Annotated in this window: 8 protein-coding genes and 1 pseudogene; 1 reads left to right on the top strand and 8 read right to left on the bottom strand. The window is 37.8% G+C overall.

The annotated features are described in order from the left end of the window. Positions 1-139: pseudogene (locus F944_RS16910) on the bottom strand (IS4-like element ISAba33 family transposase); the annotation flags it as partial. Between the two features lie 99 nt (positions 140-238). On the opposite strand from F944_RS16910, the gene F944_RS01475 reads away from it, so the two are divergent. Next, entirely contained in the window at positions 239-3,586 is a 3,348-nt protein-coding gene (locus tag F944_RS01475) for a DEAD/DEAH box helicase (protein ID WP_004985750.1), read from the top strand. A gap of 17 nt (positions 3,587-3,603) precedes the next feature. Here the strand turns inward: F944_RS01475 and F944_RS01470 are convergent, their stop codons facing one another. The 7 genes from F944_RS01470 to F944_RS01440 all read right to left on the bottom strand — a co-directional run bounded on the left by F944_RS01470 (position 3,604) and on the right by F944_RS01440 (position 12,632). Further along, positions 3,604-4,893: a type II toxin-antitoxin system HipA family toxin gene (locus F944_RS01470; RefSeq protein ID WP_004985749.1), complete on the bottom strand. Its 1,290-nt coding sequence runs from the start codon at positions 4,891-4,893 to the stop codon at positions 3,604-3,606. Then, positions 4,890-5,198, bottom strand: a complete 309-nt coding sequence (locus F944_RS01465) for a helix-turn-helix transcriptional regulator (RefSeq protein WP_004282130.1) — start codon at positions 5,196-5,198, stop codon at positions 4,890-4,892. The genes F944_RS01470 and F944_RS01465 overlap by 4 nt, the downstream gene beginning before the upstream one ends. 190 nt (positions 5,199-5,388) lie before the next feature. Beyond that, positions 5,389-5,649: a helix-turn-helix domain-containing protein gene (locus tag F944_RS01460; protein ID WP_004907126.1), complete on the bottom strand. Its 261-nt coding sequence runs from the start codon at positions 5,647-5,649 to the stop codon at positions 5,389-5,391. Positions 5,650-5,944: 295 nt separating this feature from the next. Then, the gene (locus F944_RS01455; RefSeq protein WP_004907123.1) at positions 5,945-6,307 is read right to left on the bottom strand and encodes an MbcA/ParS/Xre antitoxin family protein; all 363 of its coding nucleotides are present in this window, start codon (positions 6,305-6,307) and stop codon (positions 5,945-5,947) included. 130 nt (positions 6,308-6,437) lie between these two features. Then, positions 6,438-9,653, bottom strand: coding sequence for a tyrosine-type recombinase/integrase (locus F944_RS01450; protein WP_004907120.1), 3,216 nt, complete (start codon positions 9,651-9,653; stop codon positions 6,438-6,440). Further along, on the bottom strand, positions 9,637-11,964 hold the full coding sequence (locus F944_RS01445; RefSeq protein WP_004907117.1) for a hypothetical protein: 2,328 nt from the start codon (positions 11,962-11,964) through the stop codon (positions 9,637-9,639). The genes F944_RS01450 and F944_RS01445 overlap by 17 nt, the downstream gene beginning before the upstream one ends. Further along, positions 11,964-12,632, bottom strand: coding sequence for a hypothetical protein (locus F944_RS01440; protein ID WP_010588950.1), 669 nt, complete (start codon positions 12,630-12,632; stop codon positions 11,964-11,966). The genes F944_RS01445 and F944_RS01440 overlap by 1 nt, the downstream gene beginning before the upstream one ends. Positions 12,633-12,957: the final 325 nt, after the last annotated feature.

Genomic DNA, 12,957 nt, shown 5'->3' with positions numbered 1-12,957 from the left:
AGGCTTTAGATGCAGAAGAAAGATTACATGTCTGTTTTACAATTAATGCAAGCATAATCAGTGTAAAACATTTTGCATGTGACTTGTTCCACTTTAGATATTTGTTTAAGATGAGATGTAACTCATTGAAATGTGTCATCATATTCGTCGTCAGAAAACAAGTATTATGCCATTATTTCAATGAGTTATCTTTTTTTGTCGTGTACAAAGGTATAAACATTTTTGGTTTCTGGTAATTATGTCCTCATTGATCAATTTTCTATCTCGGTTTAGTACTGCAACTCTTCAGCGCAGTCTGAGCTATGCTAAACACATTGATAGGGAAACGATTGAGTTCTTTGAGGAAAAAGATGGGGTTACGATGTATGCCCAAATTGAAGGGACAGATTATTACGATACTGCAATTACCTATAATCCCCAAAAAGACCGTTTAATCGATGACGACTGCACTTGTCCGGTTGGATATAACTGTAAACATGCTGCTGCTTTAGCGCGGTTATTCTTTCAGGAATATCGCCAGGAATTTCAGCAGCGTTATGCTGACTCTCAATCCCCGCAGGGAATCGCAAAGCGCCAACGTGGGGATGATCAGGCACAGCGCTGGTTGAATGATTTTAAACGGTATTTACAACAGACTGAACCAGAGCAATCTGTCAAAACAAACAATTATTTAATTTACCTGCTAGATCAGTCGGTCAGCTTAAAGAAATTGACAGTTGATGTTCAGAAGGCCAGACGCAATAAAAACGGCTCAATTGCGGGGGAAAGTTATTATACCCAATATGAAAATATCACCAGAAAGCATCTGACCTTACCTGAACAAAAACGACAATTATTTAACCAGATTTATTATTACGCCAAAATAAACAGCGACGAACGCTTTTATCAAAGCAATCTTGATATCTCCGGAATTTTATTGGAGCATTTCAAATCTTTTATTCAAAGTGGCGATGTATACTGGCAAAAAAAGAGCCATACTGCACTTCAATGGTCAGAACAAGGCTATCACATCGAACTGATCTGGCAACAAGGTGTAAACAAACAGACAGAGCATTTAAACATTGAATTGGTCAATGGTGATATTCGACTCGATTTAAAATCAAATCCTCATATTCAGATTCTCGCGAGCCATCCACCATGTTATGTGGATATTCAACAGAACACGGTGGGCCAGTTATATGGTGAATATACGGCAAATCTTCTGTACCATTTTTTACAGATGCCTGATCTTCCATCTATGCTCTTGCCAGAGTTTGAGAAACTGACTCATCAATATTCAGACGTGAAAAATCTGCCTCAGCCCGAGTCTATTCAGCATATTGATGTCCTTGAGGGTAGTCCCCAGCCAATTTTACGCTTCGGTGTTTTAGATAAATTTGATTGGAAATGGGAAGAGTCTGTTTGTGCTGAAATTGAATTCTCCTATGCAGGCGGAAGAATAAAAGCAGGTACATCAGGCGACAGTTTTATTGGTGAGCAGCATGGCAAAATGGTGCGACAGCTTCGGGACTTAGTTCAGGAACAACAGTCAATCCAGCGTTTACAGCTATTGGTCGAATCACTGAAGTGGGTGAAAGATCTTAGTTATGACCAGCAATTAAAACTGGATAAACAACGTCTCGATTCTATGGTTTTTGCTTTCTATGGAGACTGGATCAAACAGCTGATGCCCATCAATCAAATTGAGTTGATGGGCTGGCAGATAGAGCATCTGGAAAACAGCCCCTTTAACCTGCAATATGTTGAAAATTTAAATATTTCTATCACTGAATCTGAAGGCCAGCAGGACTGGTTTAATATCGGGGCGACGGTTCAAGACAGTGCAGGCAATTCTTATAATTTGCTTGATGCGCTCGTAGCTTTGGTGCGAGTAAATCCTGATTTACTTGATCCACGGACTTTTATTCATCTGCATGACAGTCAAATTTTCACCGTGAAAACTGCAGTTGATCAACCTGATTTGGCGCTATCCGCTAGGGATATTAAGCCGGTATTGTTGCATCTGCAGAGCATTTTACAGCAAGAAGAGCGCAGTATTGATCGCTATGATGCGAGTCAATTATTAGAATTGCAGCATCATCTGGGGATGGTGTGGCAGGTCAGTAATCGCCTGCAGCAATTTGCGCAGAAATTCAAACAAGGCTATCAGCAACAACTGCCGACACCACAAGGTTTTCAGGGGGAATTACGTCCATACCAGCAGCAGGGCCTAGGCTGGTTACAGTTTTTAAGGGAAACCCAGCATGGCGGGATTCTGGCGGATGATATGGGCTTGGGGAAAACAGCACAAACTTTAGCCCACTTACTCATGGAAAAGCAGGCTGGTCATTTGCAGGACAGTCCCGCCTTAATTGTTGCACCCACATCGCTGATGCATAACTGGTTCAAAGAAGCGGAGAAATTTACCCCTGAGCTCAAGGTATTGCTGCTACAGGGGCCCGACCGCCATCAGAATTTTGAGCAGATTCCGCACTATGATATTGTGTTAACCACCTATCCGCTTCTGGCGAGAGATGAAGAGCAACTAAAGCAATATGAATATCATCAACTCATTTTGGATGAGGCGCAGAATATCAAAAATCCGCGCGCCAAAGCTGCACAGGTAGTACGGCAATTAACAGCGCGACATCGTCTATGTCTAACCGGTACACCTATGGAAAATCATTTGGGTGAGCTGTGGGCACTATTTTATTTCCTGATGCCAGGATTTTTATATTCACAAGAAATTTTTAATAAAAAGTACCGTCATCCGATTGAAAAGCGCGGTGATGAGCAGTTAAGACAAAAGTTGGTCAACCGGATTAAGCCCTTCATTTTACGTCGCTTGAAAACTGACGTAGCCAAAGAGTTGCCAGAAAAAACCACGATTGAAGTCAATATTGATATGAATGACCAGCAATCCAAGTTATATGAGGCTGTTCGTGCCACGATGCAGGCAAGCATTCAGAAAATTGTGGCAGAAAAAGGCTTTAAACGTAGTCAAATTCAAATTTTAGATGCCTTACTGAAGCTACGTCAGGTGTGCTGCCATCCTAGCTTACTAAAGCTGGATTCAGTGAAAATTGGGCAGGCGCATTCTGCCAAACTTGAACAGTTGATGGATATGGTCGTTCCAATGGTGGAAGAGGGGCGAAAAATTCTTATCTTCTCTCAGTTTACCTCAATGTTGGAACTGATTGAACAACAGTTCCATCACGCAGAAATTGGCTATGTGAAGCTGACTGGAAAGACCAAAAAGCGAGATGAAGTCATTACAGCGTTTCAGTCTGGACAAGTGCCGGTATTTTTAATCAGTCTGAAAGCAGGAGGGGTCGGTTTGAATCTAACTGCCGCAGATACGGTCATTCACTATGATCCATGGTGGAACCCTGCTGCTGAAGATCAAGCTTCAGATCGTGCATGGCGGATTGGACAGGACAAGCCGGTATTTGTCTATAAGCTGATTACTAATAAAAGCATAGAAGAAAAAATTCTTGCCTTACAGCAAAATAAAGCAGAACTGGCACACTCTATTCTAAGTACAGATCATGAAGGCGAAGCGAAACTGACGGAAAATGACGTGATGAACTTGTTTGAGAAATTTTAGTTTGGTTTCAGATTACCCTAATCATCTGTAAGTATCTGAAAGTCCGGATGCAATTTTTTCCAATGTTCTCTTAATTTTTCTTTATGAGCGGAAATCATAGGTAAGTCTAGTAATAGCGCTGGCCATAATGATCGAGCATTATCCATAATATCGTGAAGTTGCTTCTCGATGATACGCCATGGAACGCCGACTTTTTCTGCCCATTGCTTAAAATGCTTCATCTCAGCTAAATACCAATCTTTATTTTTGGCAAGATTTAATGCGAAATGATGCTCATTTTCAATATATACACTGGTCATTAATATATCGTATGCGGGTGATAATCTTGGTGCACTTTTATCGTAATAAATCATACTCCAGTTCTTTAAGTGTGCATCTCCATTGGCGAGTAAAATATTTATGAGTAAACGGCTGGCAAATTGCTGAATATCAATAATTTTGTTATCTGATAATTGATAAATGATCTTTCCTATCTGCTCATAATTTGTGGTGCTGTATTTCTGATGTGGATATGCGCCGAAGATCTGAGCAAAATCTTCGATGTGAATAAGCTCTGTAGTATCAGCAGTACTCTGTCTATCAAATCTTTTGATTGCGAAAGCATATTGCTCTTGGGGTAAATTTAATGGTGGAAGGTCTTGTAAAAGGGCCATATCCACCAAGCGAATCTCAGGGACATCTATTCCGACCGTTTTGGCAAGGGTCATCATAGAATATTCATTTAGCGGAACAAAAGCATGTCTGGAAGAAGGAGTTTTGATAATCCAGTCCCCGAGTAGAGTCGTTTCCGTTGCCTGTGCTAGTGTAAAACGCCCATCTTTGGCTTTCATGGAAAACTTCATTTGGACGCCGGCCAAGGAAAACTTATTATCTGTTCGAATCTCTTGCTTTAAAATTTGATCTGGATTCGAGATCTGCAGTTTGAATTTTATTTCATCTGGAATTTCTTCTGGATCTAATGGAGTCGCAATGAGTGCTCCAGGTAAATCATGACCTAAAGCTGCCAATAACTGAAATTCATTGTCTATATGTACTTTGAGGCTTTGTGCAATCAGTTCACGTAATGCACCTTCTGGTAGCAAGTTTGATAGCAAGGGGTGTAAGCGCTGATGTGTAACATAGGTCTTTTCTAAAATTTTATCCGCTTGAGGATACAAGGGGGAAGTCAGCAGGCTCAAGGTCGGACGTTGCTGATCAAAGCGGAAAGAATCTGTAAAAACCAGAATATTTTTTCCGCTCTGAAATCCTGCCAAGTATCCAACGATACCGTGATGTAATGTTAATTTCAGGACGGCAACAGTATTCATGGTTCCTCTCCTCCGAGAAGACCCTTCCATGGGTTAGTCATTAAGTCATCCTGATCTTCAATAGTGACTTTAATTTCATCATTCAATAATTGTCTGATCAAATGAACCTTATCATCAGGGATGAGCATCAGTTGAGCATTTAATCCTGCCGCTATAATTTCTAAGGTCTCTAATCGAGGGTTGCCCTGACTTTCCAGTTTTTGGTACTGCTGTCTTGAAATGCCTGTACGGGATTGCATATCAACTTGCTTTAAGCCCAATTGGGTTCGTCTTTTTTTGATTTGCTGAAGTAAAGACTTATTCATTGTAGATACATTTATTGCTTTTAGGTCCTATAAGAAACATATTAGTTTCTTTTTTTTTGAAAAGCAATTTATGAATTTATCATTTCGATCTGTAAAATAGCCCTACTTGTATGAGAAATGGGTGTTCAAGTTGTTGTTGATTTTGCATTGTTGGATGTAAATACCAAATGATAAGAGCCTGTAAATAATTTCATTCATCATATTCTGAAAATATTTCTTCAATTTCATCCCACTGTGGCAATTTAAACTTTTTTTTATTCACTTCGAATTGTAAACCCACGCCATCAAGCACACGTTCAAATATGTCAAATGAACCTGTAAAACGGCCATTCTCTATCTCTGAAATTGTTGTTTTATTGACTTTAGTCTTTTCTGAAAGACTTTTCTGTGTATAGCCTAATCCTTTTCTTGCCAAACGTATTTCTTTACCTATTTCGCCTCTTGTAGCCATATCAATTTTTCGCTCCCGAAACTTGTTAGCCATATAGCAAACTTTTAACTAATTATGGTGAATGTTTGCTATATAGCAAACTTCTATAATGATTGTTGAATAGTTATTGAATTTATAAGGGGGATTTACCTCGCATCAGGTTAATAAAATCCAATATATAGCAGCAGTTCGCAATTAATTGACGGAATTAGGCCAGACATATACATCTTGAGAAGAAGGGGGATTCTTATACCTCGCATTTGAATTATTGGAGAGGACTATCACTTTCAAATTTTTCTATAATACTTTGCTTATCTTAAAGTTTAGCCCGAAGACCTTCCACCAATTGTAAAACAGAGGCCAATCCTTGAGGGTTCTGAATCTGTTCTATTGGAATACCACTCATCAATTTATTGGGTGATTTCATAAAATGCTGCATCCAGGCTGTATCCCCACCTGTAAGAGCATCTAGTGATGTGGTAATACGGATTAAAGTGAGGGCGATTTCTCCCTGTTTTGAAGTGGGATCTAATTCAAGAGAGGTTAATTTTTTCACTGAATCTATATTCAGTATTAAGGCTAGTTGATCTTGTGTAAGACCAAGGCGCTCAGCAGCAGCTAAAACTGCCTTAGCTAATATCATTTTCTGTTTTGCAGTTTTTTCTGATGTTGTACGCATGACTGATCCCTGTTTCAGACGCTGCTAATTCATAGAGTTTATACTATTTAATTATCGTTGATCAGACATCCAATTTTTACTAAAGATATATTAAATTTGACTTTAGATAAGGAAACAACGGTTAAATTATTTAACAGCATGTAGTGATTTCTAGTCCTGCAACTTGGAGTTCAAGAGATCGAGGTCTACCGATACAGGCTAAATGTAAACAGAATTTAAACGCTGCCAGTGCTTTGGCATCTTTTGTTGAGTAAAGCTGGAGACGAACATAATCTTCTTGAGTCGTAGGATGCTCTGTTGTGCTCGATTTAGTCAGCTTCAGTAATAAAGGTTGTTTCTTTTTATCTAACAATTGTACCAAGTCTTGTCCAAGCAAATGCCAAAATTGATGGGGAAACAGGTCTTTTACCTTGGAATAAAATGATTCCAATTGATCGATTTTATTCCATCGATAATGAATGCCGGTATGAGAAACTGTAACACGACTTAAAAATGTCTCAAGCACCGCTTTTATTTGATCTGGCTTTTTTTCAAATATATTTTGAATATTTTCAAAAAAATAGTTCCTTGCTGTGCGCTCTTCAACGGTATCTATCATGGCGGGTTTCAAAGGTTTATCCAGATGATTTGTGTTGTTGAGATCAAATAATCTTGGGTTATTTTTTTGAGACTTGAGCTGGCCTAGTTGTTTTGCATTTTCATACCAGTAGTTAACCAGTTCTACAGGTAAACACATTTCCTTTGAGACTAGATCTGGATCATGATGAATTTCCAGTAAATTTAAGCATTTAAAAAACCATGCAAATGAAATTTTGGATTCCTTTGTTCCTGCAAAATATTTAAAAAAATCATGAGGCTGAGCGTTAAATGAAACCTCATCTAGAATATCTTCTACGTTACTTTTTAACCAGTCAGTTTGATCGTTGAGTAACTGCTGACTTAAATGGACAGCATGTTTTTCGAAATTGAATGGAGCAGAATCTTTTACTGTGTTTAAAAATTTGAAAGAAGGCAGGTAGCCCATCATTTTCTTTGCTAATTGAGTATCTATGTCTGGGTGATATTGCAGTATTTTATGTCCAGCGATCAGGTAGCTCAGATGAATATAGCTTTTAAAGGTTTCCGTAGGGTCAATGTGACCCAGTAAATGGGCAATCATAAACCAATGATTTTGACCATGCGTATTACGGAGTAACTCTGTCCGAATGGACTGATATTCTTCTGCAGTATAATCCGTAAGATTCTTGACCAGTGGAGCATAATCGCAGTTGAGCAGAATGGATAAGTGATTGGCAGCCGTGTGTCGAAATGAGTGAAAAGAATAGTCATGAGTTTTAAAAAGCTCGTTCATAATCATTCTGAAAGGTGTTGTCACCGTATGTTTGTTCAGCTTGCTATTTTCATTCCAGTTGCTGAATAGGTATAAGTTTTCCTGATTGAGTAATCGTTGCTCGACTACATGATTATGAAATATTTGATATTCATCGGTTTTTAATAAGCAATATACAGGGACTTTGCGTTCAGCACTATCTGTTTTAAGTTGATGTAAGTTTCCTTTCTTTTTTGAGCCGTAGGGCTGAATCCAAACGGATAAACAGCTCAAGCCCTCGATATCCCGCACACGTAAGCCGAGAATTTCATTAATACGCATACCGGTACGGTAAGCTAAAATATAGATGATTTTTAATGTCTTATACGTATTTTCTTGACTATTAGCCCCTGAAAATAAGGTATCTAACTTGTTCATGAAAGCTTGATAAGTCATGGGACCAATGATACGTGCTCTCGGTCTGTTTTGTATGGCAATTGACTCTAATTCGAGAGACTCAGCGTCAAAAACTGTTTGTTGAAAGCTATGGAAGCGTTTCAACATTCTGACGGTCTGACCACTGGATTTTTTAAAGTTAAGCTCGCCTGCCTCATCTGCAAGTCGGGTATTCGTAATGATTTGCTGATAGATATTAGCCAGTATCGTATTCAGATCATCTTCGCTATCTAGATATTGTAAAGAATGGGTTAGCCAAGGCTCGGCAATACGCGAATAATAAGTGTAAATCGAACCGTCTTTTAAACGCTTATTCTGCTGAAACGATTTTTGAAATTGGTTTACGCAAAAATTAAAACGTTCAGCCAGTGGCTGAATCTGTTCTAATTCTGGTTTATAAAGGCTGATGAGCCATAAGGCGACACGTTTACTATACTCATTAAATTTATTAGTATTTTCAATGCAATATTTAATGATTAATGCATCGATACTTTGATCAGTTTGTGATGTACGAATCAGTTGTAAAAGGTCTTTGTGAATCTTTATAACATCATCCAAGGCTTGCTGAATGTCATCATTAGAGTAGGATTCCCTCACAGTAGATGGTGATTTTTCTACATTTGAATCAGTAAGAGTGTCCTGCTGATATTTAAATTTTGGATGAAGAAATCTTTCAAATTCTATTTCTGATAAGCCACAGGTTGCAGTATTCTCAATGAGGCATTGTGAAAGTGCAGGATCAATGTCAACTTTCGGGAGTTGCATCCAGTTAAAGTTGGCGTAGTCGCGTAACAATTTATAAGTTTTGAGATTAAATGGTAACTTAATCTTATTAAAAATAAGCTGTAGATAGTCTTCTACATTCTGGTTTACTGTACGAATATTTCTGCTATTAAAATGAATTAACCATAAGCGTGTAATTTGATCCGGAATAAAATTACGCGATTTACGGATGGTTTTTTCATCAATAAAGAGATCTCCATAAGAGGGGGAGAGCGGTTCTAAAAATATAATGTTCAGATCTTCGATCTTTCTGATTTTTGCCGGATCTTTTAAGTGTTCAAGCAAAGCTTCTAAAGAGGATTTTTGATTTAAGCCTGAGTAAAGCAGGGCAGAAATAACAATATTTCCAATGATTTCATCATCAGAAAATGTCTTGCTATCTTTCGCTAGAATCCAGTAGTCCCAAAGCTTATCAAGAACTTCATCAACCTGATGTCCCTTCTCGATCCAGTCCATTGTAAAAACCGGCTGATCACGCTGCATCTCAAATGTCAGATTTGGTAGGGGCAAAGTCTCACGACGATTTAAATTGATTTGCTTGATATATGACCGAAAAAATTCATGCGCATATTTTTTCCAGGCCAAGCTTGGAGCTTTGCGTTTAATAAACTCATAAATTGCTGGATAGAAGGATTCAAGATGCCCTTTTTGTTCCAAATCTTGTTCTTGGAAGTATTGAATTAGCTCCTGTTCTACATCTGCTCGAAGCTGTTTTTCCTGATCGAGTCGGTCTTGTTTTCTACGTGCTTCGGCATATAGTGTTCGAGTTTGCTTAGTACGTTTATTGAGTGAGGACATCTAGTTCAATACCGGTAATATTAAAATGATCTTTCATTTGTTCAAGAATATGAGCAATGCTTGAATATTGTGAAATAGATAAGCTGGAATAAGGATGAGCAGCTTCTTGCTGCATCGGTTCATGACCGAATAAAGCTAAAATTTCAATTTCGTTAATTTTATTGCTGAGAAACGCACGGGCAGTATGCCGGTGCCAGTTTTCATGCTCCAAACCTAACTCAGGATGAAAGTTTTTTACAATTGATGGCCTTAATGGGTGCCATTGACCATCCTGAAAGATATTCAAAAGTGGAAGCTTGCTCTCTAAAATATGTTGAATATATTGTGGAATTTCTGGCTGACTAGGAGCAATTTGAGTTTTAAAATAATGTAAAAATTCTATGAATTTCTGGAGTTCTTGTGCGACAAAATGACCCAGTGGAATTAAACGTCCATAGCCTTGACGCCCACCCACCTCTTTATCAGAAACCATGCATATTTTTCTTTTCAGGTTAAAGCTTTTTAAAAAACCTGGAAATTCAGCGACGGGTCGTGCAGCAGTAAAGAGCAACAAGAAATGCCACATCCACAGATTGTAATGATTGAAAATTGCTATCCAGTCGTCTTCTTTTTGTGAAATTATTCTGAATTTGAGTGTGGCAAAGATATTTTGAATCACATTTGAAGTAGGTGCTTTGCGGCTACCAAAGTTTTTTTCTGCAGCATATTCGATATTCTGGTAGTCATCGGATAACGACTCACACAGCTCTTTTAAAATTGAGACATATTCAGTCTGTAAAGTCAGGATATTTTGATGACAATAAGAAGTAGAAGAAGACTTATTTGCATCAATACCGGTGAGAAGGTCAGCAAGCTGTTTATTTCCAGTGCGTTGCAAAATAGTCTGATGTAAAAGAGAGCTAATTCTTATTAATGATAATTTTGGAATATAAAGTTTGGCTCTCAGCTGTTTCAAATGTTGCTGAATGTCCTCTTCCGTAACGGTGTTACCATCTCGTAGCGAAGCAATAAATGAATTCGGGATCGGGATGTCCAGATGAACTGTTTGGTTGAGCAAGCCATCTGGATAAGCAAAATCCTTATTTTCAAAAATTGAAAATTTACTTCTCAGAAAATATTGCCCATTGCTTTGCTTGATCTGTTGGCGAGAATTCAATTTTTTAGCACGTTTACTTTGTAGATGTAGCCACTCCTGGATTTTATTTCCGGTCAGAAATGACAGCATCAGGATCAAGGATGCCTTCTTTTTTTTGGTTTCTTTATCCTTGTCTTTAGAGTCTTCTTCAATTTCAACAATGTAATTTTTATATAGTTCAGTAAGTAGAGCACTTATACTTGTGATATTAGGAAAGAGGCTGCTGTATGGCAGCAAATGTTCTTTTCGTTGAATATGTTTGGCAACCAGAGGCAGCACATAGCTCTGGCTGGATTCTGAATATTCAGCCAGAGGGGTAACGATGGTTGGGTCTACAAGTATTTGACGTGTATCTTGGTCATCTAGTTGTTTTTCTATATTGAGAGCTTTAGATTTTTGCCCTTTTTTAATTTCTGAACTTTCTACAATCAGCTGATCTTCGTCTAAAAATTCATGTTGCAGTTGAGTCTCGATGCTCTCTTTGGCAATTTTTGCTTTATTTTCCAAAACATAATTAAAGGTGATGCGGATCACTTTGAGCAGGTTTTGCATAAAATCATTAGATGACTCTTTATCACGTTCTTCATCAATAACCTCATTCAAATACCGAATAAATTCAACTAAGGAAAGGGATGGATCTTTAAGATACTTTTTCCAAAGAAGCATATATTCAGGAGTATTTTGATATTCTTTTTCGGAACTCAGAACCCGATTGGCGGTACGGAAGCGCTGGAATAAACGTTTTACAGTGTTGAAATGTTCTGTGTGATCATCTTTAAAAAGTTCAGGTTGAATGTCTGGAAGCGCAATTAGGTAAACTGCTGCTTTTAAGACCAGGATATTCCAGATTAACGCATTTTCTTCTGACTTTGCTAATTGTGCAATTGAGTTCACATACCAAGTGACTGGTGTTGCGCGAACAGTATGTTTTCGAGAGGAGACCAAGGCAGCGGGTCTAGCAACAACAGAACTGGTTTCTAGATCAAAATCTAATAGATCGAGATTCAGCCCTTCCAGACATTGATCAGTTGGATATGAAATCAGTAAATCAGCAACATATTGAATATGTTTGGTACGTTGGAGCTGCTCGTCACCAAAGAGTTTTTCCAGTGTCTGTTTTAATGATACCCGCGTAATATCAGCAGCATTTTGATGGCTTGGGTTAGATTCTGACATTATGCTTTCCATAGCTGATCTGGCGTGAGAACGAAGTCGGGATTGTTTAGAAGCTGCTGCACAATTCCACTGGTTTGCTGCAGTTGATCAAGCACATTCTGTCTTTTCCGGTTTATAACTTTATTGCGGTAATTCAGTTGATTTTGTGTGCATGACAGCAGTTCTGCAAGCAGATCCAAGCTCATAGTACGGTGAGGTTTGAAAGAATTTTCTTTGTTTAAAGCCAGGATAACTTCAGATGAAATATGGGCATTAATCAGCGATTGCATTTTTTTAGGGTTAAGTCGGTCCAGTTCATGATAAAAGGACAGAAATTTTATGAATTCTGAACTTGCCACTTTTTTTAATAGCTCAATTTTGTCCTCATCTTGAGGAAAAGAATGAACAAGTACGTTAATATTTTTTGGTATATGCTGAGACCAATATAGAAACCACTGAAAATTATTTGTAATGGTAAAACCAGAGAAATTAGGATCTTTCCATACGTGAAGTTCGAGACTTGGATTTAATGTAGACAAATCAGTTTTTAAGGATTTAAAAGCCTCTTGATAGCAAAGATAAATTCCAGAAAAATAAGGATGTACACTGATTTGGATTTTATTAAAATTTTTACACAACAATTTTTTAGGTGTGCCAAATTTTTCATTGAAATCAAAAGCCGTTTCCATAGTCCCCATAAGTGTAAAAAACAATCAATTGAATATTCTTATAATTTTTTGAAATATTAAACAAGATTGATATACCCCATATCTTGTGTATATTTACAATTAATATACAATATATTGTTATTTTTATATAATTTTAAGAACTAAATAACAACCTATAACATGCTGTATATTTGAAGATATAGAGGTTCTTACTTGGGAAATTAAACAATTGAAACAGGTAGAAGTTGTTACAGATATTCTATGCAATCAATCTCCCACTTGAGTTTTCAGCCTTATTCGCACATTGGAGGTATAGTTTCAAGCCTGATGAAAACGGAGCTTGGAA

It is taken from the genome of Acinetobacter ursingii DSM 16037 = CIP 107286, from assembly GCF_000368825.1.
In the GTDB taxonomy this organism is placed as follows: domain Bacteria; phylum Pseudomonadota; class Gammaproteobacteria; order Pseudomonadales; family Moraxellaceae; genus Acinetobacter; species Acinetobacter ursingii.
The sequence above is the reverse complement of the archived record's forward strand: the minus strand, read 5'-3'. Positions and strand labels throughout refer to the sequence as shown.